Annotated in this window: 23 protein-coding genes and 1 tRNA gene; 15 read left to right on the forward strand and 9 right to left on the reverse strand. The window is 63.7% G+C overall.

The genetic code is table 11. The annotated features are described in order from the left end of the window. The 9 genes from ACZ5BH_RS08265 to ACZ5BH_RS08305 all read left to right on the forward strand — a co-directional run bounded on the left by ACZ5BH_RS08265 (nt 1) and on the right by ACZ5BH_RS08305 (nt 6,455). Nucleotides 1–621, forward strand: a complete 621-nt coding sequence (locus ACZ5BH_RS08265; protein ID WP_464888786.1) for an alpha/beta hydrolase — start codon at nt 1–3, stop codon at nt 619–621. 582 nt (nt 622–1,203) lie between these two features. Continuing rightward, nucleotides 1,204–1,632, forward strand: a complete 429-nt coding sequence (gene rplM / locus ACZ5BH_RS08270) for a 50S ribosomal protein L13 (protein WP_464888787.1) — start codon at nt 1,204–1,206, stop codon at nt 1,630–1,632. Nucleotides 1,633–1,651: 19 nt separating this feature from the next. Next, nucleotides 1,652–2,041, forward strand: a complete 390-nt coding sequence (gene rpsI, locus ACZ5BH_RS08275) for a 30S ribosomal protein S9 (RefSeq protein ID WP_464888788.1) — start codon at nt 1,652–1,654, stop codon at nt 2,039–2,041. A 69-nt stretch (nt 2,042–2,110) separates the two neighbouring features. Continuing rightward, entirely contained in the window at nt 2,111–2,461 is a 351-nt protein-coding gene (locus tag ACZ5BH_RS08280) for a four helix bundle protein (RefSeq protein ID WP_464888789.1), read from the forward strand. Between the two features lie 41 nt (nt 2,462–2,502). Then, a tRNA-Gln gene (locus ACZ5BH_RS08285) sits at nt 2,503–2,576 on the forward strand. Nucleotides 2,577–2,693: 117 nt separating this feature from the next. After that, nucleotides 2,694–3,110 (forward strand): type VII toxin-antitoxin system MntA family adenylyltransferase antitoxin, encoded by a 417-nt coding sequence (mntA, locus tag ACZ5BH_RS08290; protein ID WP_464888790.1) that lies wholly within the window; start codon nt 2,694–2,696, stop codon nt 3,108–3,110. Continuing rightward, nucleotides 3,107–3,544, forward strand: coding sequence for a type VII toxin-antitoxin system HepT family RNase toxin (gene hepT / locus ACZ5BH_RS08295; protein ID WP_464888791.1), 438 nt, complete (start codon nt 3,107–3,109; stop codon nt 3,542–3,544). Before mntA ends, hepT begins: the two co-directional genes overlap by 4 nt. Before the next feature lie 578 nt (nt 3,545–4,122). Next, complete coding sequence (locus ACZ5BH_RS08300) at nt 4,123–5,193, forward strand: porin (RefSeq protein ID WP_464888792.1); 1,071 nt, start codon at nt 4,123–4,125, stop codon at nt 5,191–5,193. A gap of 212 nt (nt 5,194–5,405) precedes the next feature. Continuing rightward, nucleotides 5,406–6,455, forward strand: a complete 1,050-nt coding sequence (locus ACZ5BH_RS08305; RefSeq protein ID WP_464888793.1) for a porin — start codon at nt 5,406–5,408, stop codon at nt 6,453–6,455. 330 nt (nt 6,456–6,785) lie between these two features. Here ACZ5BH_RS08305 and ACZ5BH_RS08310 read toward each other — a convergent pair whose 3' ends face one another. Next, complete coding sequence (locus ACZ5BH_RS08310) at nt 6,786–7,814, reverse strand: IS110 family RNA-guided transposase (RefSeq protein ID WP_464891200.1); 1,029 nt, start codon at nt 7,812–7,814, stop codon at nt 6,786–6,788. A 468-nt stretch (nt 7,815–8,282) separates the two neighbouring features. Between ACZ5BH_RS08310 and ACZ5BH_RS08315 the strand changes: the two genes are divergently transcribed. Further along, nucleotides 8,283–8,714 (forward strand): YqaA family protein, encoded by a 432-nt coding sequence (locus ACZ5BH_RS08315; RefSeq protein WP_464888794.1) that lies wholly within the window; start codon nt 8,283–8,285, stop codon nt 8,712–8,714. 325 nt (nt 8,715–9,039) lie between these two features. After that, nucleotides 9,040–12,900 (forward strand): DUF3683 domain-containing protein, encoded by a 3,861-nt coding sequence (locus ACZ5BH_RS08320; protein WP_464888795.1) that lies wholly within the window; start codon nt 9,040–9,042, stop codon nt 12,898–12,900. 334 nt (nt 12,901–13,234) lie between these two features. On the opposite strand, the gene ACZ5BH_RS08325 is transcribed toward ACZ5BH_RS08320, so the two are convergent. Next, the gene (locus ACZ5BH_RS08325) at nt 13,235–14,263 is read right to left on the reverse strand and encodes an IS110 family RNA-guided transposase (protein WP_464891200.1); all 1,029 of its coding nucleotides are present in this window, start codon (nt 14,261–14,263) and stop codon (nt 13,235–13,237) included. A gap of 217 nt (nt 14,264–14,480) precedes the next feature. Here ACZ5BH_RS08325 and ACZ5BH_RS08330 point away from each other — a divergent pair, with 217 nt between their 5' ends. Then, the gene (locus tag ACZ5BH_RS08330) at nt 14,481–14,999 is read left to right on the forward strand and encodes an REP-associated tyrosine transposase (protein WP_464888796.1); all 519 of its coding nucleotides are present in this window, start codon (nt 14,481–14,483) and stop codon (nt 14,997–14,999) included. A 126-nt stretch (nt 15,000–15,125) separates the two neighbouring features. Here ACZ5BH_RS08330 and ACZ5BH_RS08335 read toward each other — a convergent pair whose 3' ends face one another. After that, nucleotides 15,126–15,854, reverse strand: a complete 729-nt coding sequence (locus ACZ5BH_RS08335) for a DsrE family protein (protein ID WP_464888797.1) — start codon at nt 15,852–15,854, stop codon at nt 15,126–15,128. Next, nucleotides 15,851–16,402: an RNA polymerase sigma factor gene (locus ACZ5BH_RS08340; RefSeq protein WP_464888798.1), complete on the reverse strand. Its 552-nt coding sequence runs from the start codon at nt 16,400–16,402 to the stop codon at nt 15,851–15,853. The genes ACZ5BH_RS08335 and ACZ5BH_RS08340 overlap by 4 nt, the downstream gene beginning before the upstream one ends. Nucleotides 16,403–16,664: 262 nt before the next feature. Between ACZ5BH_RS08340 and ACZ5BH_RS08345 the strand changes: the two genes are divergently transcribed. Both ACZ5BH_RS08345 and ACZ5BH_RS08350 read left to right on the forward strand, forming a co-directional pair. Next, nucleotides 16,665–17,105, forward strand: coding sequence for a DsrE family protein (locus ACZ5BH_RS08345; RefSeq protein ID WP_464888799.1), 441 nt, complete (start codon nt 16,665–16,667; stop codon nt 17,103–17,105). A gap of 53 nt (nt 17,106–17,158) precedes the next feature. Next, a complete protein-coding gene (locus tag ACZ5BH_RS08350; RefSeq protein WP_464888800.1) occupies nt 17,159–18,586 on the forward strand; it encodes a porin in 1,428 nt (475 codons plus the stop codon). A gap of 252 nt (nt 18,587–18,838) precedes the next feature. Here ACZ5BH_RS08350 and ACZ5BH_RS08355 read toward each other — a convergent pair whose 3' ends face one another. Both ACZ5BH_RS08355 and rpiA read right to left on the reverse strand, forming a co-directional pair. Then, nucleotides 18,839–19,039 (reverse strand): DUF2905 domain-containing protein, encoded by a 201-nt coding sequence (locus tag ACZ5BH_RS08355; protein WP_464888801.1) that lies wholly within the window; start codon nt 19,037–19,039, stop codon nt 18,839–18,841. Between the two features lie 210 nt (nt 19,040–19,249). Beyond that, nucleotides 19,250–19,909 (reverse strand): ribose-5-phosphate isomerase RpiA, encoded by a 660-nt coding sequence (rpiA, locus tag ACZ5BH_RS08360; RefSeq protein WP_464888802.1) that lies wholly within the window; start codon nt 19,907–19,909, stop codon nt 19,250–19,252. Nucleotides 19,910–20,028: 119 nt separating this feature from the next. On the opposite strand from rpiA, the gene ilvA reads away from it, so the two are divergent. Then, nucleotides 20,029–21,552: a threonine ammonia-lyase, biosynthetic gene (gene ilvA, locus ACZ5BH_RS08365; RefSeq protein WP_464888803.1), complete on the forward strand. Its 1,524-nt coding sequence runs from the start codon at nt 20,029–20,031 to the stop codon at nt 21,550–21,552. A gap of 731 nt (nt 21,553–22,283) precedes the next feature. On the opposite strand, the gene ACZ5BH_RS08370 is transcribed toward ilvA, so the two are convergent. From ACZ5BH_RS08370 to ACZ5BH_RS08380, 3 genes are all read right to left on the reverse strand, one after another. Next, entirely contained in the window at nt 22,284–22,595 is a 312-nt protein-coding gene (locus ACZ5BH_RS08370; RefSeq protein ID WP_464891242.1) for a hypothetical protein, read from the reverse strand. Nucleotides 22,596–22,902: 307 nt separating this feature from the next. Continuing rightward, nucleotides 22,903–23,379, reverse strand: coding sequence for an EVE domain-containing protein (locus ACZ5BH_RS08375; RefSeq protein ID WP_464888804.1), 477 nt, complete (start codon nt 23,377–23,379; stop codon nt 22,903–22,905). Between the two features lie 43 nt (nt 23,380–23,422). Continuing rightward, a complete protein-coding gene (locus ACZ5BH_RS08380; protein WP_464888805.1) occupies nt 23,423–24,016 on the reverse strand; it encodes a 5-formyltetrahydrofolate cyclo-ligase in 594 nt (197 codons plus the stop codon). Between the last annotated feature and the right edge of the window lie 6 nt (nt 24,017–24,022).

Below are 24,022 nucleotides of genomic sequence, written 5' to 3' on the forward strand. Positions count from 1 at the left end.
ATGTCCGCCGCCTTCACCCTTTCCGGCCCCGAGGGCCAGCTCGAAGCCGTGCTCGATCGACCGGAGGACCACCCCCGGACGCCCCCGGCCATCGCCGTGATCTGCCACCCCCATTCCCTGCACGGCGGCAGCCTGCACAACAAGGTGGTGTACATGCTGGCGAAAACCTGCGTGCAGCTCGGCGTGCCGGCCCTGCGCTTCAACTTCCGGGGCGTGGGGCGCTCGGAAGGCGAATACGATCACGGCCGCGGCGAGCAGGCCGATCTCGCCGCCGCGGCCGGCTGGCTGCGGGAGCGCTATCCCGGCGCCCCCCTGTGGCTGGCCGGCTTCTCCTTCGGCAGCTTCGTCGCCTGGCAGGCCCACGAAACGCTGCACGCCGCCCGCCTGCTGCTGGTGGCCCCGCCCGTGGATCTGTTCGACTTCGGCCCGTCCCGCAAGGTGGCCATCCCCTGGTGCGTGATCCAGGGCAGCGACGACGAAGTCGTCTCCCCCGATGCCGTCCGCCACTGGATCGCCACCCAGCCCAACCCGCCCCAATACCGCGAACTGGCCGGCGCCGGCCACTTCTTCCATGGCCGCCTCAACGATCTGCGCCACGCTGCCGAAGCCTGCTGCCGATAGCCGGCCTTCTCGAAACGTCGGCTCCGCTGCGCTTGAGCCGACCTACGGCGGCTAGAACCGTAGGCCGGGTCAAGCGCAGCGGACCCGGCATCGGCGTGGCAACAGCCCCCCTCACAGGAGCGGCACCCCCGCCGCGACCCGCCTTCCCGAAACGTCGGCTCCGCTACGCTTGAGCCGACCTACGGCGGCCCCGGAACCGGAGGCCGGGTCAAGCGCAGCGGACCCGGCATCGGCATGGCAACAGGGGCCCCCCCACAGGAGCGGCGTAAGCCGCGATGGCACGTTTGAAAATCCCCCCGAAAATCAACCTCTTGAACCCACCCAAAAAACTTCCCCCCAAGGGCTTGACAAAATATAAGAACGCGCTAATATAAGCGCCATCTGATTTAGTGTTTTGACTCCTCCATCCTCCTTATGGTGGTATTTCGGCGCGGTTGCCCCCTTTACCGCGCCTTTTTTTTGCCTGCGCGCCGCCGGCCGCGGCCCGCCGGGGCGAATCCGCCGCATCTTGTATCTTCCCGTTGATTCAAGTACCATTCCGCCTCTTTTTTCGAGCCGAATCAAAAAGTCTGGGACACACGCATGAAAACCTTCAGCGCAAAGCCGGAAACCGTCAAGCGGGACTGGTACGTCATCGACGCCGAGAACAAGGTGCTGGGGCGTCTGGCCTCCGAAATCGCCCGTCGCCTGCGGGGCAAGCACAAGCCCGAATACACCCCGCACGTGGACACCGGTGACTACATCGTCGTGATCAACGCCGAAAAGGTCGCCGTCACCGGCAACAAGGAGTCGGACAAGCTCTACTATCACCACACCGGCTACCCCGGGGGGCTCAAGACCATCAGCCTGGACAAGCAGCGCCAGAAGCACCCCGAGCGGATCATCGAAGCCGCCGTCAAGGGCATGCTGCCCAAGAACCGCCTCGGCCGGGCCATGTTCCGCAAGCTCAAGGTCTACGCCGGCCCCGAACACAAGCACACCGCCCAGCAGCCCAAGCCGCTGGACATCTGAACGTCAGGAAAGCGAAACCATGGCAGATACCTATTACAGTACCGGTCGCCGCAAGAACTCCACCGCGCGCGTCTACCTGACCGCCGGCAAGGGCAACATCCTCGTCAACAACCGTCCGCTGGACGAGTACTTCGGCCGTGAAACCGCCCGCATGGTCGTGCGCCAGCCCCTGCAGGCCACCGACACCGAGGGCAACTTCGATATCAAGGTCTTCGTCAAGGGCGGCGGCAACACCGGCCAGGCCGGCGCCATCCGCCACGGCATCACCCGCGCCCTCATGAAGTACGACGAAACCCTGCGCCCCATCCTCCGCCGCGCCGGCTACGTCACCCGCGACGCCCGCGAAGTGGAACGCAAGAAAGTCGGCCTGCACAAGGCGCGGAAGCGGCCACAGTACTCGAAGCGTTAAACGCTTCGAGTACAGGAACGAGGGACGAGTGGCGAGGGACGAGGAGGCCACCATCAGGGAGGAAGGCGAATGGAGTCGCTGGAGAATCTCGATGTTTGGAAACGCGCCTGCCGGCTGTCGGTCGATTTGTACAAGTCGATGCAGGGTTGCCGGGACAGCGGTTTTCGGGATCAGCTGACCCGCGCGGCATTGTCCATTCCCTCGAACATCGCCGAGGGCTATGAGCGGGAAACGGATCGCACACGGATCCAGTTTCTGAAGATTGCCAAGGGTTCCTGCGGCGAAGTCTGGACGCAACTGATGATCGGCCGCGCAGCCGGATTCATCGAATCCGAGCAGGGAAAGCGATTCGAAACCGAAGTCCGCGAGATTTCAAGGATGATTTGGGGCCTCATCTGCTATTACGAGGAACGGAACTGACCCGCCTCGCCACTCGTCCCTCGGCCCTCGCCACTATCCACTGGGGAATCGTCTAACGGCAGGACAGCGGACTCTGACTCCGTCAATCCAGGTTCGAATCCTGGTTCCCCAGCCAATAAAATCCAGGGCCCGGCATTCGCCGGGCCTTGTCCGTCCGGCCTTCGGCCCGGCATGCGTCTCACCCCGCCAGCCCGATCCCGGCTATACTTCCGGAAACGGCCCGGACAAGCGGATGACCATGCCCCAACCCATCGACCCCGATGCACCGGCCTTGCGCAAGGCCGTGGATGACCTGGCCAGGCGTTTTCGTCCCGCCGCCATCCTGCTGTACGGTTCCCGTGCAACCGGCCAGGCCCGTGAAGGCAGCGATGTGGATCTGGCCCTGCTTTTCGCAGGCGAGCCGGTGCCGTCGGCCTTCGAGCTGGCCGCGGCCAGAACCGACTTGGAGGCCCTGCTGGGCCGGAACGTGGATCTGGTGGTGCTCGACCAGGCGTCGCCCATCCTGGCCATGCAGATCCTGAAGAAGGGGATCGTCTTGCAGCAGCGGAACCCGCAAGCCCTGCCCGAATTCACCATGAACGCCCTGGCCGCGTATTTCGATCTGAAGCAGACGAGAAAGCCGATCGAGGAGGCCCTGCTCGCCTCATGACCGATGACATCCTCCTGGCAAAACTGGGCAGCATCGAGCGGTCACTGCAACGGATCCGCCAGGTCACCCAGGGTGATCCACAACGCATCGACGATATCGACGTTCAGGACATCGTCGTCCTGAACCTGCAACGGGCCATCCAGGCCGCCATCGATCTGGCTGCCTGGGTCATTTCCGAACGTCACCTCGGCTTGCCCGATACCCTCAAGGCCCATTTCACCCTGTTGCGTGAGCAGGGCGTGATCTCGCCTGAACTGTGCCGGAAACTCGAAGCGATGGTCGGATTTCGGAATATTGCCGTTCACCAGTACCAGCAGCTCGACCCCGACGTGATCAAGGATATCCTCCGTCATCATCTGACCGATCTGGAAGCCTTTGCTGACAGCATCCGCAAGGCGGCACGGCCGGACACGTCCGGAGATTCCCTCCCGTAGGGTGCGCTGATATGCGGTTGCGGGTAGCTGGTGGCGGGTAGCTGGGAACGACCGGCCTACGTTTTTCCCAGCTACCCGTCCCCCGCCACCCGCTACCTTCATGCAGGACCCGGCATGGCCACTCGCCCGCCAGCATGCGCCGTTACTCCACCCGCCCGAACGAAGGGTCCCCTCTCCCCACCGGGGAGACGTCCGCAGGGATGCGTGAGGTAGGGCGAAGCAGGAGCCCGAGCCGAGGGACAGGGTGAGGGGTGACGGGAAGAAGCCGCCCGATATGTCGGCTCCGCTGCGCTTGAGCCGACCTACGAAACGGCCCGGAACCGTAGGCCGGGTCAAGCGCAGCGGACCCGGCATGCATCTCGCCCGCCGGCACACGCCGTTACCCCGTCATCCAAACGAAGGGTTCCCCCTCCCCGCCGGGGAGAACGCCCTGCCGGGATTGTGTGGCAAAAATGCCACACAATCCCGGCCTGTGGTTTTTGTGGCAAAAAACTGTTGCACTCCTGCCCAAACGCGGGTATAAAAGCCAACGAGTTTTACCTGACCCGACTCGACAACTCATCTAAGGAGTTCGAAACATGAAGAAAAACATCATTGCCATGGCCGTTGCCGCCAGCCTGGTGGCCCCGATGGCCGCCCAGGCCAAGCCCGAAGTGAAGTGGTTTGGTTTTGCGCAGATTACTGCTCAGTCGCTTTCTGAAAATAGTGCCAATACTCCCTCGGATGATGGATTTATCTTTGGCGGAGACCGTATCCGTATTGGTTTCAAGCTTAAAGATGGCCCTGTATTTGGCAAACTGCAAGTGGACTTCAAGAAAGAAGATACGGCCACGAATAGTAAGGAAGGCACACTGCCGAACATCATCAAGGATGCCGTTGCTGGCTACAAATTCAGCAATGCTTTCAAGGTATCTGCAGGCCAGTTCAAGACCCCGTTGGGTATGGATTTCAATACCTCTGGCAAGAAGCTGGATATCACCAAGCGTGGTATGGAAAAGCCGCTCGTTCTTGAGCGCGCTGCAGGTGTGATGCTGAGTGGTCGCAAGATCGCTGGTGGATTTGGTTACGATATTTTCTATGGCAACCCTGCGGGGCGTTCTGGCGCCTTCAATGGTGGCACCACCGGTGTAGACAACACCACGGTGTTCCGTGTCATGTACGATATGGGCAAGATGCTGCATGTTGAAGCTGCGACAGGTACTACCAAAAACAGTGCAACTGGACCTGGCACTGAAGATTACAAGGTTACCGATTTCGCTGCGCGTTACAAAGGTGGCCCTCTGACTGTCAAGGCAGAATACATCAAAGGTACTGATGTAGGTGGGGTTAATAATGTTGATCAAACCGTTTGGTATGTTCACGGTGGTTATCAGATCAACAAGACTGTTGAATTGGTGGTACGCCACTATGATGGGAAAATTGAATATACCGGTGGTTCAGACAAGCTGACCAACACATGGCTTGGTGTAAACCTGTTCCTGGGTAGCACCAAGACAAACGGTCGCCTGCAGCTCAACTACGTCATGACCGGTGGTGATGACGGTTATTCAACAGGCACTACTCCCAATAGTAATGTTCTGGGTGCAGGTGACGGAAAAGGTGTCTACATCGACAACGCCATCCTGGCCCAGTACCAGATCTCGTTCTAATCGAACGATTCTCAACAACAACAAATGCGGTAACATTGGCGGGGCCTTCGGGCCCCGTTTTTTATTCAACGGCATAGGAAGGAGGAAAGAGGAAAGAGACAAGGGGGCGTTGGCCGTGAGGCCCGGCCCTGGCAGGGTCTGATTCCTTCCTCTGTGCGTGCCGGATTTTTGCAATGCATGTCGGTGGTTTGTGCCGGCCAAGGAGTGAACCCATGAACAGCAAATCCCTCGTCGTGGCGGTGGCCGTGGCCGCCGCGCTGCCGGCCGCCGCGCGCGCGGAGCTGGCTGTGTACGGCCAGTTGCAGGTGGAACTGGCCCAGGTGAGCAATGACGGTTTCGGTGAGAACTATACCGGCGGCAGCCGCAACCCCGTGGCCGCCGGCGAGACGGCCATCAAGCTGGCCGACAACCGGCGCAGCCGCCTGGGCGTGAAGCTGCGTGAGGATCTGGGCCTGGGCCTGGCGGCCGTGGCCCGCTTCGAATGGCAGGTGAACGTGGCCACCGGCGATCCGAACGACGGCGCGCGCGAGGCCTGGGTGGGCCTCGATGCCGACTGGGGCGTGCTGCGCGCCGGCCGCCTGCGCACGCCCTACAAGTACACCGGCGGCGTGAACTACGACCCCTTCGCCTGGACCTACCTCGAAGCGCGCCTCTCCGGCGGCATGAAGGGCGGCGCCTACGGCCAGAACGGCTTCTGGGACACCAGCCTCTCCTACCGCAACCACTGGGGCGGCTTCGGCCTCTGGCTCGCCTACGGCGCCGACCGGGGTGACGGTACCACCAACAGCGGCAATGCCGGCGACGTCTCCGCCGCCCTGAGCTACCGGGGCAAACAGTGGGAAGTCTTCGCCGCCTACAACGGGTTCGACGCCGACAACGACGGCGGCAAGGACAGCGTCGCCAAGCTCGGCGGCCGGGTGCAGTTCGGCGGCCGCCACACCCTCGCCGCCCAGTACGAACTGGACAACCCCGACGGCAACGACAACGACGCAAGGATCTATTTCCTGGGCTACCAGTTCCGCATCAACCGCAACATCATCGCCGCCCAGTTCGGCCGCACCGACGGCGATGCCAACTATGCCGTGATCCCCACCCAGCCGGGCGAACTCGTGGCACGGCGCATCGACACCACCTACTACGCCATCGGCGTCATCCACCGTTTCAGCCCGAAGACCCGCATCTTCGTCGGCTACCGCAACTCCGACGGCGAAGGCAACGACGACCTCGCCGTTTACAGCGCCGGCCTGCGGATCGACTTCTGAGCGCGCCGCGCCCGGCGGGAGCGGCGCATGGCGGCTCCGCTGCGCTTGAGCCGTATATGGTCTCCTCCCGTTTTGCAAGACGTTGTACCAAACTTCGACAGGGACAGGATTGCGCTCGTATATCCGGCCTGTTTGTGAGGCTTTTTGCGCCTCTGGCCTCGATGAGATCTGCGCGTATCGTCCTAATCGCCCTAGCGGCTTGTCCCAGCCTACGGCTCAAGCAGGTTTTCGATACGCCGGTCTGACCTGTTTGTCATCGCTCGCCACAGCGTCTTCGCAATCGTCGGCAGGCTAACTCTCCAAATCGTTCCTCGCGGGCCCTGCCCGCCTTCAGACCGGGCGGTAATCCGCCCGGTATTCCGTCTTGTTCCTCAATACCGCCCACCCCATCCGGGCCATCTTGTTGGCCAGCGCCACCACCGCCTTGTTGTAGCCGCGCTCCGCCCGGATCCGGTTGATCCAGCGGCTGAGCCGGTCATCCTTCCCCGCCGCCGCCTTCACCACCGACCGCGCTCCATGCACCAGCAGACTGCGCAGATAGCCGTCTCCCCGCTTGCTGATCCCCTGCAGCCGTTCCTTCCCTCCGCTACTGTGTTGGCGGGGCACCAGACCCAGGGATGCGGACACATCCCGTCCCCGCCGCCAGGCCCGGCCGTCGCCGATCTGGCTGTAGAAAACCGGCGCCACCACCGGCCCGTAACCCGGGATCGCCCGCAGCCGCTTCACCGCCTCGTTCCGGCGGCTGTAGCCTTCCAGTTCCCGGGTGTAAAACGCAATGTGCGCGTCCAGCTCCTGAAACCGCCGGTAACTCTCCCACAACAGCTGCCGAAACCACTCGCTCAGGCCATTCTCCGCCTCCGACAGCACCTCCGGCAGGCGACGCCGCAGCGTATTCACCCCCTTGGGCAGAACAATCCCGTATTCCCCCAGCAGACCCCGTATCTGGTTGACCAGCGCCGTGCGGTCCGCAAGACAGCGCTCGCGCAGACGGTGCAGCGCCTGGATGTCCTGCTGCTCCGGTGTCTTCACCGACACAAACCGCATTTCCGGCCGCACCACCGCTTCGGCTATCGCCAGCGCGTCGTTGTAATCGTGCTTGTTCCCCCGCACAAACGGCTTCACGTACTGCGGCGGAATCAGCTTCACCTCGTGGCCCAGTGCCTGCAGCTCCCGCGCCCAGTAGTGGGCGCTCGCGCAGGCTTCCATCCCCACCAGGACCGGCTCCAGGTTCGCAAAATACGCCAGCACCTGCCCTCGCCTCAGCATCCGCTTGCGCACCACCTTGCCCCGCTCGTCGCAGCACACCACGTGAAACACGTGCTTTGCCAAATCCAGTCCAACCGTCGTAATCTTGCTCATGGTCTCCTCCTCCTTCTTCGATGGATGGTGAAGTGCTTCCATCTTGGCGCATCGTGACGCCGTTTTTAAGGGGGGGAGGAGACCATCTCATCGCCCTACGGTGTTGGTGCCCGATGTAGGCCGGGTCAAGCGCAGCGGACCCGGCGCGACCACACGCAAGCAGGTAACGGGTAGCGGTTGGCTGGCAACAACACGCATTGTCCAGCCACCAGCCACCAGCCACCAGCCACTTGCTAGCCGCTACCGCCTTGTCGCGGCTCGCGCCGCTCCTACGGGCCCGACACCTCCCTGCAGGAGCGGCGCAACGACGGCTCCGCTGCGCTTGACCCGCCCTGCGCAATCAAGGCTGCCCAGCTACCCGCTACCGCCTTGTCGTGGCTCGCGCCGCTCCTACCGGCTTCGATATCCCCTGTAGGAGCGGCGCCCCCGCCGCGACCATGCACCAACACGAGACCGCTGAACCCCACCATGTCCCCCTCCGCCGATCTGCTGGCCCTGTTTCTCGCCGCCTTCGTTTCCGCCACCCTGTTTCCCGGTGGCTCCGAACTGGGGCTGGGCTGGCTGGCCCGTGGCGGGGAACATGCACCGTCACTGCTGCTGGCGGTGGCCACCGCCGGCAATACCCTCGGGGGGATGACCTCCTGGGGCCTTGGCCGCCTGCTGGCCTGGAAGGCGCCGGCGGAACAGCTTGCACGCCCCGCCCACCGCCGTGCCCTGGCCCGCCTGCAACGCCACGGCAGCCCGCTGCTGCTTCTTTCCTGGCTGCCGGTCATCGGCGATCCGCTCTGTCTCGCCGCCGGCTGGCTGAAGATCCCCTTCTGGCCCAGCCTGGCCTTCATCGCCCTCGGCAAGGCCGCCCGCTACGGCGTGGTGCTCTGGCTGGCCACGCTCCCGTCGTAGGCCGGCTCAAGCGCAGCGGAGCCGGTTCAGTGGGGGCACCGAGTCCTTGAGGCCGGGCAAGCCTTTCGTGACCGTCGGCCGCATGGACGCGGCCGTCGAGTCTACAGGGACGTATCCATGGCGTGTCACGAAAGGCTTGCTCGGCCTCAAGGGCGGATCCGATGCAGGTTCGAATTGCCGGCTCCGCTGCGCTTGGGTCGGCCTGCGGGGGTGCGCGTCGCGCCGCTCCTGAGCATGCTTGCGCGGCCACCCGCCACCCCCTTGCGGCCATGGTACAATGCGCCCCCGTCGGCGCTGATCAATACCCATTTCAAAACAATACCTTATGACCTCCCGCATCCGCGAGATCCCCTACAACTACACCTCCTTCTCGGATCGGGAGATCGTGATCCGCTTCCTCGGGCACGAAATGTGGGAGGTGCTCAACGCGCTGCGCGCGGAGCGGGTTACGGGGCGTTCGGCGCGGATGCTGTTCGAGATCCTGGGCGACATGTGGGTGGTGACCCGCAACCCCTTCATTCAGGACGATCTGCTCGACAACCGCAAGCGCCGCGAGGCGCTGATCGGCGCGCTCCATCATCGGCTCGAACAGGTGGAGGCGCGGGCCGACGGCAACGAGAAGGCGCTGCTGCTGATCGGCGCGGTGCGCGGCGCCATCGGCGAGTTCGCGGCCTGGTTTCCGCGCCAGCGGGCGCTGCGGCGCAGGGTGCTGCAGCGCCTGCGGCGGGTGACGCGGCGCGACAACATCCGCTTCGACGGCCTGTCGCGGGTCTCCCACGTGACCGACGCCTCCGACTGGCGGGTGGAGTATCCGCTGGTGGTGGTCACCCCCGACTCGGAAGCCGAGATGCAGAAGGTGGTGGCGGCGCTCATCGAGCTGGGGGTGGGCATCATTCCCCGCGGCGGCGGCACCGGTTACACCGGCGGCGCGGTGCCGCTGGCGCCCGACTGCGCGGTGATCAACACCGAAAAGCTCGAGCGCCTGGGCGAGGTGGAGCAGTGGGAGCTGCCCGATGCCGAAGGCCGGAGCCGCACGGTGCCGGTGATCCGGGTGGAGGCGGGGGTGGTGACCCGGCGGGTGGCCGAGAAGGCCGAGGCCCACGGCTTCGTGTTCGCCGTGGACCCCACCTCCCAGGACGCCTCCTGCATCGGCGGCAACATTGCCATGAACGCCGGCGGCAAGAAGGCGGTGCTGTGGGGCACCACCCTCGACAACCTGCTCTCCTGGCGCATGGTCACGCCCGATGGGCAGTGGCTGGAGGTGGAGCGCCTGCATCACAACCTGGGCAAGATCCACGAGCAGCGGGAAGTCACCTTCAAAATCACCCGTTACGAGGCCGACGGCGTGACCCGCGCCGGCGAGCCCGAGACCCTGGTGATGCCCGGCGCGGCGCTGCGCAAGCAGGGCCTGGGCAAGGACGTGACCAACAAGTTCCTCGGCGGCCTGCCCGGCGTGCAGAAGGAAGGCTGCGACGGGCTCATCACCTCGGCCGTGTTCGTGCTGCACCGCATGCCGAAGCACATCCGCACCGTGTGCCTGGAGTTCTACGGCAAGGATCTGCGCCGCGCCGTGCCGGCCATCGTCGAAACCAAGGATTATCTCGATGCCCGGCCCGACGTGCAGCTCGCCGGCATGGAGCACCTGGACGAGCGCTACGTGAAGGCGGTGGACTACACGCCCAAGTCGCCGCGCCGGGATCTGCCCAAGATGGTGCTGCTGGTGGACATCGCCGGCGACGACGAGAACGCGGTGGCCGAGGCCGCCTCGGAAGTGGTGCGCAAGGCAGCGCTGCGCGAGGCGGAGGGCTTCGTGGCGGTGAGCGCCGAGGCCCGTCAGCGCTTCTGGGCCGACCGGGCCCGCACCGCCGCCATCGCCGCCCACACCAACGCCTTCAAGATCAACGAAGACGTGGTGATTCCCCTCGAGAAGCTGGCCGAATACAACGACGGCATCGAACGCATCAACATCGAGCTGTCCACCCGCAACAAGCTGCGCATGATCGAGGCGGTGTGCGCCTACCTGGATTCGGACATGCCCGAGCTGCGCCGCTTGCGCGCCGGCGAGGCGCCGGAAGAGGCCGATCCCGAGAGCGAGGCGATCCTGCGCGCCAAGATCGAGGCCGCCCGCGAGCTGCTGCGTGGCGTGAAGCAGCGCTGGGAAGGGATCCTGCGGCACATGGACGCGCCGGTGGTGGAACACGCCGATCTGTGGGCCGGCAAGGTGGACATCTCGCCGGCCGAGGACGAGACCTTTTTCGATCTGCTGCAGCGGCGCGAGCTGCGGATCTCCTACCGCCAGGCGGTGGAACGCCCCCTCAAGGACATCTTCTCCGGCGCCGAGCTGGCCGCGGTGCGCGACCGGCTCGATGCCATCCATGCCGAAATCCGCGCCTCGCGCCTGTTCGTGGCCACCCACATGCACGCCGGCGACGGCAACGTGCACACCAACATCCCGGTCAACTCCAACGACTACGCCATGCTCCAGGAGGCCGAGGACGTGGTGGCGCGGATCATGCAACTGGCCGAGACCCTCGGCGGCGTGATCTCCGGCGAGCACGGCATCGGGATCACCAAGATGCAGTTCCTCGATGCGCGGATCGTCGCGGCCTTCGAGGAATACAAGCACAAGGTGGACCCGCAGCAGCGCTTCAATCCGCGCAAGCTGCTGCCCGGATCGGGGCTGGAGGCGGCATATACCCCGTCATTGCGGCTGGTGGAGCAGGAGGCGCTGATCCTCGAAGCCTCGGAGCTGGGCCACCTCAACCACATGGTCAAGGACTGCCTGCGCTGCGGCAAGTGCAAGCCGGTGTGCAATACCCACGTGCCGCGGGCCAATCTGCTGTATTCCCCGCGCAACAAGATCCTCGCCACCGGCCTCATCATCGAGGCCTTCCTCTACGAGGAGCAGACCCGCCGCGGGATCTCCCTGCGCCACTTCGCCGAGATGAACGACGTGGCCGATCACTGTACCGTGTGCCACAAGTGCCTGAGCCCCTGCCCGGTGAACATCGACTTCGGCGACGTGACCGTGACCATGCGCAGCATCCTGCGCGCCCGGGGCCGCAAGCGCTTCAATCCCATGGGCGCCCTGGCCATGCTCTTTCTCAACCTGCGCGATGCGCGCAGCATCGGCGTCTATCGCAAGCTGATGATCGACTGGAGCTACCGCGCCCAGCGCCTGGCCAGCCGCGGCCTGCGCCGGCTCGGCCTGTGGCGCCGGCGCACGCCCCATGCCACCACCGGCCGGCCGCAAATCACCGAGCAGGTGGTGCAGTTCATGCGCTATCCGCTGCCCGCCTCGGTGCCGAAGCGGCCCATGCGTTCGGAGCTGGGGCTGGACGATCCGCGCATCGTGCCCATCCTGCGCGATCCGGCGGTGCCGGCCGAGCAGGCCGAGGCCGTGTTCTACTTCCCCGGCTGCGGCTCCGAACGCCTGTTCAGCCAGGTGGGCCTGGCCACCCTCGCCATGCTCTGGGAAACCGGCGCCCAGACCGTGCTGCCGCCCGGCTACCTGTGTTGCGGCTATCCCCAGAGCGCCGGTGGCGACGAAACGAAGGGCCAGCAGATCGCCGTGGACAACCAGGTGCTGTTCCACCGCGTGGCCAACACGCTCAACTACCTGGACATCCGCACCGTGATCGTCTCCTGCGGCACCTGCATGGATCAGCTCCAGCAATACCAGTTCGAACGCATCTTCCCCGGCTGCCGCCTGCTCGACATCCACGAATACCTGCTGGAGAAGGGCGTGAAGCTCGAAGGCGTACCGGGCCGCAAATACCTGTATCACGACCCCTGCCACACGCCCATGAAGACCTACAACCCCCTGCGCGTGGCCCAGACCCTGATGGACGCCGACGTGCGCCTCTCCGACCGCTGCTGCGGCGAAGCCGGCACCCTCGCCACCAGCCGCCCCGACATCGCCGCCCAGGTGCGCTTCCGCAAGGAACAGGAACTGCGCAACGGCCTGCGCGAACTCACCGGCCGGGAAAAGGCGCAACCCGGCGAGACGAAGATCCTCACCAGTTGTCCCGCCTGCCAGCAGGGCCTCTCCCGCTATGCCGACCTCACCGGCCTCGACGCCGACTACATCGTCGTCGAACTCGCCCGCCTGCGCCATGGCGAAAACTGGCAACGCACCTTCCTCGACAAGGCCAATCACGGCGGCATCGAACGGGTGTTGTTGTAGGCCCAACCGGCTCTCCGTGATGGCGTGGCCGAAGGCGGCTCCGCTGCGCTTGAGCCGTATATGGTCTCCTCCCGTTTTGCAAGACGTTGTACCAAACTTCGACAGGGACAGGATTGCGCTCGTATATCCGGCCTGTTTGTGAGGCTTTTTGCGCCTCTGGCCTCGATGAGATCTGCGCGTATCGTCCTAATCGCCCTAGCGGCTTGTCCCAGCCTACGGCTCAAGCAGGTTTTCGATACGCCGGTCTGACCTGTTTGTCATCGCTCGCCACAGCGTCTTCGCAATCGTCGGCAGGCTAACTCTCCAAATCGTTCCTCGCGGGCCCTGCCCGCCTTCAGACCGGGCGGTAATCCGCCCGGTATTCCGTCTTGTTCCTCAATACCGCCCACCCCATCCGGGCCATCTTGTTGGCCAGCGCCACCACCGCCTTGTTGTAGCCGCGCTCCGCCCGGATCCGGTTGATCCAGCGGCTGAGCCGGTCATCCTTCCCCGCCGCCGCCTTCACCACCGACCGCGCTCCATGCACCAGCAGACTGCGCAGATAGCCGTCTCCCCGCTTGCTGATCCCCTGCAGCCGTTCCTTCCCTCCGCTACTGTGTTGGCGGGGCACCAGACCCAGGGATGCGGACACATCCCGTCCCCGCCGCCAGGCCCGGCCGTCGCCGATCTGGCTGTAGAAAACCGGCGCCACCACCGGCCCGTAACCCGGGATCGCCCGCAGCCGCTTCACCGCCTCGTTCCGGCGGCTGTAGCCTTCCAGTTCCCGGGTGTAAAACGCAATGTGCGCGTCCAGCTCCTGAAACCGCCGGTAACTCTCCCACAACAGCTGCCGAAACCACTCGCTCAGGCCATTCTCCGCCTCCGACAGCACCTCCGGCAGGCGACGCCGCAGCGTATTCACCCCCTTGGGCAGAACAATCCCGTATTCCCCCAGCAGACCCCGTATCTGGTTGACCAGCGCCGTGCGGTCCGCAAGACAGCGCTCGCGCAGACGGTGCAGCGCCTGGATGTCCTGCTGCTCCGGTGTCTTCACCGACACAAACCGCATTTCCGGCCGCACCACCGCTTCGGCTATCGCCAGCGCGTCGTTGTAATCGTGCTTGTTCCCCCGCACAAACGGCTTCACGTACTGCGGCGGAATCAGCTTCACCTCGTGGCCCAGTGCCTGCAGCTCCCGCGCCCAGTAGTGGGCGCTCGCGCAGGCTTCCATCCCCACCAGGACCGGCTCCAGGTTCGCAAAATACGCCAGCACCTGCCCTCGCCTCAGCATCCGCTTGCGCACCACCTTGCCCCGCTCGTCGCAGCACACCACGTGAAACACGTGCTTTGCCAAATCCAGTCCAACCGTCGTAATCTTGCTCATGGTCTCCTCCTCCTTCTTCGATGGATGGTGAAGTGCTTCCATCTTGGCGCATCGTGACGCCGTTTTTAAGGGGGGGAGGAGACCATCTCATCGCCCTACGGTGCGGGTGTCCCGGATGTAGGCCGGGTCAAGCGAAGCGGACCCGGCAAAACCCTTGTCAGCCTGCGCTGGATTCGCAACAATTTCATGGACTGCATGGAAGCCAAGGAGGCCACGGATGAGCCGTTACCGTCGTGCCCGGTTCCCGGGTGGTACCTACTTCTTCACCCTCGTCACCCATGAGCGTCATCCCTGGTTCGCTTCCCCGTCCCGCGTCGTGCGGTTACGGGCAGCTTTTCGACACGTGCGGGAAAAATATCCGTTTTCGCTCGATGCCGCAGTCGTGCTTCCCGATCACATGCATTTCCTGATGCGCCTGCCGGAGGGGGATGATGATTATCCCCTGCGGATTCGCCTGATCAAACATTTTGTGACTCGAGGTCTTGGCCGGCAGGCAGGAGTCCGTGAACAGAGGCGAATCTGGCAGAATCGCTATTGGGAGCATCTGATTCGGGACGAGACGGATTGGTGCAGCCATGTGGATTACGTGCATTACAATCCCGTCAGGCATGGTCTGGTGACGCAGGCCCGTGATTGGCCGTACAGTTCGTTTTCCAGAGCCGTTGAGGCGGGATGGTACAGCCCGGATTGGGGAAAGGCGGAGGACGACATCCTGCCAGACATGGAATGTGAATGAATGAGGATGGCGGCTCCGCTGCGCTTGAGCCGCCCTACGATGCAGGTGTCCTGTGATGTAGGCCGGGTCAAGCGCAGCGGACCCGGCAGACAGCCACGCTTTATGCTTGTCTCTTTCCTCTGCCTTTCAGATATTGATATACGCCCACCCCTCCTTCTGCCGCCGAATCACTTCGTGCATGGCAGAGGTGACCGTGCCGGCTTCGGGGATGAGTTGCAGATCTCTGCCTTCGCGCAGACGGTAGCGGCGCAGGGCGCGTTCGCAGGCGCGCAGTTCGAGGTTGTCGTATTCGCGGGCCAGGGCCTGCAGGCGACGGGTGAAGGGATCGTCGCGATCGCTGAGCAGGAGCAGGCCGGGGCCGTTGGTGACGATTTCGATTTCCACGGGGCGGCCGTCGCGCGCGGCCGAGCGCAGCAGTTCCTCGGTTTCGCTGAGCATGATCTGGTAGCGATAGGTATCGTCGCTGTTGACGTGCAGCATCAGGCGCCAGGGCTTGTCGATGGCGTCGCCGGCGTCGAGGCGGGCGGTCTTGGCGATTTCCAGCAGGCGGGGGGGGTGCTGCCAGTGCAGGTTCGCCACCCAACCCCCGGCCAGGCCAACGAGAAACAGCAACGAAGCGGCGATGGCCGGGCCGGCCCAGCGGCGGTGGGGTCGGGCCGGGCGGGACGTGCGGGGCTGGTCGGGCACGTCGGGGTAGGCCAGTTGCACCATTTCCTTGACCTTCTGCAACTGGCAGACCCGGCTGGCCAGTTCCGGGTCGCTGCGCAACACGTCCATGAGATGCGCGCGTTCCCCGGCATCCAGCTCCCCGTCGAGGTAGGCATTGAGGTGTTCGTCGGAAAACCGTTCTTTCATTTCACTCTCCGCAGTCGCGGTTTGGGCTGGTGCTGTTCCGGTTTGAACTCGAGAAGCCTGTCGGCCAGGGCCCTGCGCGCGCGGCACAGACGGCTCATGACGGTGCCGATGGGAATGTCCAGAACTTCGGCCACGTCCTGATAACTCAGCCCTTCCAGATCCACCAAGGTCAGTACCTGGCACTGGCCGGCCGGCAGGGTGGCCACGGCGGAACGCACCTTGTCGACGATGTTCTGCTGTTCGGCAAGATGCGAAGGGGTCACCTCGTCGATCAGCACCACGTTGTCGATGTCTTCGCTCTCCCGTTGCCGGCGGAAGTGATCGCGCCAGCAGTTGTTGAGAATGGCGAACAGCCAGCTGTCGAACGTCGTCTCGTCACGCAACTGATCACTGTGCCTGAGTGCCTTGAGCAGGGTTTCCTGAACCAGGTCGTCCGCCAGATCGGGGTTGTGGCACCAGGAGCAGGCCAGGCGGAAGAGGCGGGGACGGAAGGCCTCTATACGCTGACGAAAGGCGCGACGTTTTTGCAGCAGCTTCAGGGGAATCATCTGGGCGTTCCTTCTTCGGTCTGGATGTCCCCGACTATACCGAAAGACGCCGCAGGCACAAAAAATATTCCGCGAGGATTGCATATTGTTATTTCATGAATTACTGATGAATCTCGGCCGACCGCTGACGGCAAAAATGTTCAACCGAGGGAATAAACGGCGCGGCTTCCGCGTCTTTCAGCAAGACGGTTGCGCAGGGAGGTGTGCCGTCGCCATCAATACAACAATATCGGTTCCTGACAACGAGTGGAGGACAACACACATGAAGATGCCAACCCGTTGGCTCGCTGCGCTGCTGATGCTGGGCTTGTCCCTTGGCGCCGCCACGGCCAATGCCGCCGGCGATTTTGCCGAGCAGAAGATCGTGCTGCAGATCAGCGATCCCAATCCCTTCAAGCAGACCCTGGTGCTCAATGTGGCCAACAATCTGCTGAAATACTATGGCCCCGATCGGGTCGCCCTGGAGATCGTCGCCTTCGGTCCCGGCTTGCGGCTGCTGTTCGAGGAAAACAACAACAAGGGCCGAATCAAGAGCCTGGTGGACAACGGCGTGCGTTTCTCCGCCTGCAAGAACACCATTCGCAACATGGGCAAGAAGCTCGGCCATCCGCCGGCCCTCAACCCGGTTGCCAAGAAGGTCGATGCCGGCGTGGTTCGCATTGTCGAACTCATGGACAAGGGTTACAAGCTGATCAAGCCCTGATCGAGGCGGCTTGAGATGTCAACCATTTCAGAGAATCGGGGAGTCACCGAACAATGAAAAAGAAATTCACGAAAACGCTGATTGCCGCCTCCGCTGCCATGCTGCTGGGCGGCACCGGAGAGCAGGCCCAGGCGGTCAACTGGCTGAAGATGCAGGGCACCGAGCCGCCGGGCAGCGCGGCGCGCGCCCGCGTGTGGGGTTTCATTCAGCCCGAGTACCAGTCTACTTCCGACACCAAGCTCAAGGCGGGTCCATGGGCGGGACAAAAGGCCGTATTCAACCAGTCACGGCCCGATCTGAAGACCAACTCCAGCTTCAACTTGATCCGTGCCCGTGTGGGCGTACGCGGAACCGGTTTCCCGCTGGACAGCAAGGTCAACTACTTCTTCCTTGCCGAGTACGGCAACAACGGCATCACCCGCCAGGGCGGCGGCAGCGTGAAGCTCACCGACGCCAGCGTCACCCTCAACCACATCAAGGGCATGCGGGTGCGCATCGGCATGTTCAAGACGCCGGGTTCCGAGGAAGGCCTGCAGGCCATCCACGTGTTCGACTACATCAACTTCACCAACGGCGCCAACCAGTTGTTGCTGGAGCGGTTTTTTGATGGGGATGGATCTTATACAGGTCCTACGACTGCCAAGCCATATCCTCCCGGAGCTGGCGATCCACCATTAAATGTGCCTAACGGACCAGTGAGCGCGTTTCGTGATGTAGGAATCCAGCTCTTCGACTGGTTCTATACTGGCAACTGGGAACACACTTACGCCCTGATGGTGGGTAACGGCAATGGTATCTCCCGTGGTGACAACGATGACAATCGCGAGTTCTACGCCTACTGGGCCTCAGAACTGGTCTTCCCCGGCGCCAGTCCCTTCCCCTCGGCCAGCCACCTTGCGCCTCCAGTATGGTCTGCCGATCAGCATGGCCCACGTGGTGCTCGCTATCAGACATGGAAGCTGTACGGCTGGTATCAAGACGGAAAACGTACATTAAAGTATGAAAACCCGGGCGAATATGATCGTACTAGGTACGGTGTGGGAACAACCTTCCGCAAGGGGAAATTGCGAGCTGCTGCAGAGTATATCGTCGCCAAGGGTATGATTTTCAGTGGAACAGATGGTGGGGCAGTGCCTGGTGCAGTTAGTAATGGTGGAAATCTTCGAGCAGATTTCAATATCAACAAGGATGGAGAAGCCAACGCATGGTACGTGGATTTTGGCTACCTGGTTACCCCCAAACTGGAACTGGACATCCGCTATGACACCCTGAATCGAAACACCCAGAGTGCCACAGCCGAGAGAAAGTTCACCACGCTCACATTCGGCGCCCAGTATTTCTTCAACAAGAAGAGCCGTTTCCTTCTCAACTATGAGATGCGGGATGCAGAAGCGCCGGGTCAGGCGTCGACGTCCACTGCAAATCTCATCCTTGATGGTATTGACAACCGGCTCTCCGGCCAGTTGCTGATCATCTTCTGAGGCATCTCCCGGTATCGCCCCGGCCTCGGCCGGGGCCTTTTCCGGGTCGGGTCACAGGCTGGCCGACGGAAGGCCGGATAGGGAGACGACAAATCCATGGAGGAGTTGAGGGAGAAGGCATGGAGACATGCCATTGTACGGGCCGCGCAAGCGGCCTTTTTTCTGCGTGTCGGAAAAGGGATTTTTCGCGGCGGGGGCGCCGCTCCTACGGGACATCCGGTAGGAGCGGCGCCCTCGCTGCGATGTTTTCGCTCAGCGCCGGAATAGCCACAGAATCAGACTCAGCACCGCGCTGATCAGCAGCATGCTGGTGATGGGGAAGTAGAAACGGAAGTTGTCCCGTTCGATAACGATGTCCCCGGGCAGCCGGAACAGGCCGAAACGGCTGAGCCACGGCCACAGCAGGCCGAGGGCGATGAGGATGACGCCGATGACGATGAGCGTGCGGGACATGGGCCGATTTTAGCAGCAAGGCCGTGGCCATTGCATTGATGCGTGAATGCGGCAAAGGGTTCCCTCTCCCCGCCGGGGAGAGGGACAGGGTGAGGGGCGAGCATCGTAGGCCGGGTCAAGCGCAGCGGACCCGGCGAAGGGCCGGCCGGGGAGGTGGCGGCTCCGCTGCGCTTGAGCCGACCTGCGGGGATGGTTGGGCGCGTGGTGTGCTCAGGCCGTCAGCGTCTTCACCCCTTCCTGGGTGCCCAGCAGCAGCACATCGGCGGGGCGCATGGCGAACAGGCCGTTGGTGACCACGCCGACGATGTTGTTGAGCTGCTGCTCGAGCTTCACCGGCTCCATGATCTCCCAGTTGTGCACGTCGAGGATCACGTTGCCGTTGTCGGTGGTGAAGCCTTCGCGCAGGACCGGTTCGCCGCCGAGCTTGACGATCTCCCGGGCCACGTAGCTGCGGGCCATGGGGATCACCTCAATGGGCAGGGGGAAGCGGCCGAGCCAGTCCACCAGCTTGGTTTCGTCGGCGATGCAGACGAACTTGTCGGCCACGGCGGCAACGATCTTCTCGCGGGTGAGGGCGCCGCCGCCGCCCTTGATCAGGTGCAGGCTGCGGTTGGACTCGTCGGCGCCGTCGATGTACACGGAGAGGTTGTTCACCGAGTTGAGGTCCAGCACGGGGATGCCGTGGCCCTTCAGGCGCTCGGCGGTGGCCACGGAGCTGGCCACGGTGCCTTCGATCCTGCCCTTGATCCTGGCCAGCTCGTCGATGAAATAGTTGGCGGTGGAGCCGGTGCCCACGCCGATGATGGTGCCCGGCACCACGTATTCGATGGCGGCCCGGGCGACGGCCTGCTTCATTTCGTCCTGGTTCATGAGTGATTCTCCTGCACGCTGGCGGGCCGGTTCCCTGGCCCGCGTTGGTTGACTGGTGAAGTATCCATTATATTAGGTATCCTTCGCCCTCATCCACCGCCGCAGGAATCCCCGGGATCATGAAGCCCCTGTCCGTCGAGCAGTATCTGCAGCGCATCCGCCAGGCGCCCGTGTACGAGGTGGCGCGGCGCACGCCGCTGGAGCCGGCGCCGGGCCTCTCCCGCCGGCTGCACAACCGCGTGCTGCTCAAGCGCGAGGATCTGCAGCAGGTCTTTTCCTTCAAGCTGCGGGGGGCCTACGCGAAGATCGCCAGCCTGAGCCGGGAGGAGCGGGCGCGGGGCGTGATCGCCGCCTCGGCGGGCAACCATGCCCAGGGGGTGGCGCTGGCGGCCCGCCGCCTGGATCTGCGGGCGGTGATCGTGATGCCCAAGACCACGCCGGACATCAAGGTGGAATCGGTGCGGCTGCTGGGCGCGAAGACCGTGCTCCACGGCAATACCTACGACGACGCCTGCGAGGAGGCCGACCGGCTGGCGCGCGAAACGGGCATGACCTTCATCCACCCCTATGACGATCCCTGGGTGATCGCCGGGCAGGGCACCATCGCCGTGGAAATCCTCGAGCAGGGGGAGGTGCCTCATGCGGTGTTCGTGCCGGTGGGCGGCGGCGGCCTGATTTCCGGCCTGGCCTTGTGGCTGAAGGCCCACCACCCGGAGATCCGGGTCATCGGCGTGGAGCCGGACGATGCGCCCTGCATGCACGAGGCCCTGCGCACCGGCGAGCGGGTGGTGCTGGATCAGGTGGGGATCTTCGCCGACGGCGTGGCCGTGCGCCAGGTGGGGGAGGAAACCTTCCGCATCGCCCGCGAGTTCGTCGACGAGGTGTTGCTGGTCAACACCGACGAGATCTGCGCCGCCATCAAGGACATCTATGACGAGACCCGCGCCATCACCGAGCCGGCCGGCGCCCTGGCCGTGGCCGGCATCAAGCAGTACGTGGCCCGGGAAGGCATCGAGGACGAGCGGCTGGTGGCCATCGACAGCGGGGCCAACATGAACTTCGACCGCCTGCGCCACGTGGCGGAGCGGGCCGAGCTGGGCGAGCGGCGCGAAGTGCTGTTCGCCGCCACCATCCCCGAACGGCCGGGCAGCTTCCGCGCCTTCTGCGAGACCATCGGCCAGCGCGGCATCACCGAGTTCAACTACCGCTATGCCGATCCTGAGCGCGCCCATGTGTTCGTGGGGGTGAAGATGCACGGCCTGGACGTGGAGAAGCAGGCCCTGTTCGCCGAGCTGCGGGCCCAGGGCTATCCCATCGAGGACATGTCCGACAACGAAATGGCCAAGATGCACGTGCGCTACATGGTGGGCGGCCGGGTCGGCGGACTGGCCAACGAATGCCTGTTCCGCTTCGAGTTCCCGGAACGGCCCGGCGCCCTGCTGCGCTTCCTGAACCGCATGGGCGAGCACTGGAACATCAGCCTGTTCCATTACCGCAACCACGGCGCCGCCTACGGCCGGGTGCTGGTGGGCATGCAGGTGCCGCCGGAGGAAAAGGCGCGGCTGAAGACGTTTCTGGAGGAGCTCAACTATCCCTGGTGGGACGAGAGCGACAACCCGGCGTATCGGTTGTTCTTGCGCTGATGCGGGTCGCGGCGGGTTTGGTGCAGTCGTGTAGGAGCGGCGCAAGCCGCGATTTGCAGGGCAGCGTGTTCGTGCTTGTGGTTTCGCGGCTTGCGCCGCTCCTACGGGGTGGGGCAGGGAATGGCGGCGGTTGTTTTGCGGTCATGTGGTCGCGGCGGGGGCGCCGCTCCTACAGGGGTTGGGTGCCGTCGTGCAGGAGCGGCGTCTCGCCGCGATTTGCAGGGCAACGTGCTTGTGGTTTCGCGGCTTGCGCCGCTCCTACGGGGTGGGGCAGGGAATGGCGGCGGTTGTTTTGCGGTCATGTGGTCGCGGCGGGGGCGCCGCTCCTACAGGGGTTGGGTGCAGTCGTGTAGGAGCGGCGCAAGCCGCGATTTGCAGGGCAGCGTGTTCGTGCTTGCGCTTTCGCGGCTTGCGCCGCTCCTACGGGGTGGGGCAGGGAATGGCGGCGGTTGTTTTGCGGTCATGTGGTCGCGGTGGGAGCGCCGCTCCTACGAGGGTTGGGTGCAGTCGTGTAGGAGCGGCGCAAGCCGCGATTTGCAGGGCAACGTGCTTGTGGTTTCGCGGCTTGCGCCGCTCCTACAGCGGGTGTAGGCCGGCTCAAGCGCAGCGGAGCCGGCATTCGGGCGGGAGGTAGTTCGCGATTTGATCGCAGGTTTATAACTTTGGTCATAGATCGGTTGCCATGAAAAAAGGGCCTGCAATGCAGGCCCTTCGTTCACGGGGAGGCAGGATCAGCGCTTCTTGCGCCGGGCGGCCTTCTTCTTGGCCTTTTTCTTGGCGGCCTTTTTCTTCGCTACCTTTTTCCTGGCCGTTTTCTTCTTGGCCTTTTTCTTCGCCGTCTTCTTCTTGGCGGCTTTCTTCTTCGCGGCTTTCTTCTTGGCCTTTTTCTTGGCGACCTTCTTCTTTGCTACCTTCTTCTTGGCCGCCTTTTTCTTGGCCTTGCGAACGACCTTCTTCTTGGCCACTTTCTTCTTCGCGGCCTTCTTGCGTACGGCTACCTTCTTCTTGGCCGCCTTCTTTTTGGCTTTCTTCTTCGTTGCCATGGATTACAACCCTCCGAGTTGAGCACTGAGTTTGTCAGAGTATAGACAAGTGAAAAAAAATTGCTAGTAAGTTGAATGAATTTTTGCGGCTTACTGTTTGTTTCACATCAGGTTTGTTGCGGGTCGTGCGTTGCGTGTCGGCTTTCATGCCGTTTTGAACACATGAAAGCGGTCGTGCATGCAGCAAGCGGCTGGTTGTTTATCGGTTCAGGTGGGGAAAACTTGAAGAGGGTATCGCGGCTTGCGCCGCTCCTACAGCCTTTATCAACTGTAGGAGCGGCGCAAGCCGCGACAGGGTTGAGAGAGCTTATTCCGTGGGGGATTGTTTTTCCAGTTGCAGGATGAAATCCCATTCCGCCTTGCTCACGGGCATGACCGAGAGGCGGTTGCCCTTGCGCAGCAGGGGCATGTCGGCCAGTTCCGGGTGGTTTTTCATCTCGCGCAGGGTGACGGGGCGCTTGAGTTTGCGCTTGAAGCGCAGATCCACCATGTACCAGCGGGGATTGTCGGGGGTGGACTTGGGATCGAAGTATTTGGATTCGGGGTCCCAGGCGGTGAAGTCGGGATAGCCTTCGCGGGCGATTTCGGCGATGCCGACGATGGCGGGTTCCTTGCAGTTGGAATGGTAGAAGAAGACCTTGTCGCCCTTTTTCATCTGGTCGCGCATCATGTTGCGGGCCTGGTAGTTGCGCACGCCGTCCCAATGGTCGGTCTGGTCGGGCTGGGCGGCCAGGTCGTCGATGCCGTAGACGTCGGGTTCGGATTTCATCAGCCAGTATTGCACGCGGGTTCCTCCGGCAGCGGAAAACGCGGGCGAGTATAGCGGATCAGCACCGGAAATGGCGCACGCCGTCTTCGGTGGCGATGGCGTCCAGGGGCACGTCCCAGGCTTCGGCGGGCAGCCGAGCCACTTCCTGGCAGGCGAAGGCGGTGCCGATCCGGGCCGGGCGCAGCCAGTGGCGGCGGTAACGCAGGAAGGCGAGGGTGGTGTCGTAGTAGCCGCCGCCCATGCCCAGGCGATGACCGCGGGCATCGAAGGCCACCAGCGGCATCAGAACCAGATCCAGGCTGTGGGGCTTGAAGCGCCGTTCGCCGCGGTGATGCAGGGGTTCGGGGATGCCGAAGCGGTTGGGAACGAGCGGCGTGTCCGGCGTCCAGGGCAGGAACCACAGGCGGCGGCTGTGGCGGGCGCCCACCACGGGCAGGAAACAGGCCTTGTCCTGTTCCCAGGCCAGGGCCATGAGGGGGCGCAGATCCGGTTCGCCGTCGTTGGGCAGGTAGAAGGCGATGCGCCGGGCGAGCCGAAACCGGGGGGTCTCGGCCAGGTGGGCGCACAGGGCCAGGGAGCGGTGATGACGCTCGTGGGCGTCGAGCCGTTGCCGGCGTTGCCGGATTTCCCGGCGGAGCTGGTCACGGGTCATGAATAG

This window comes from Thioprofundum lithotrophicum (assembly GCF_055387065.1).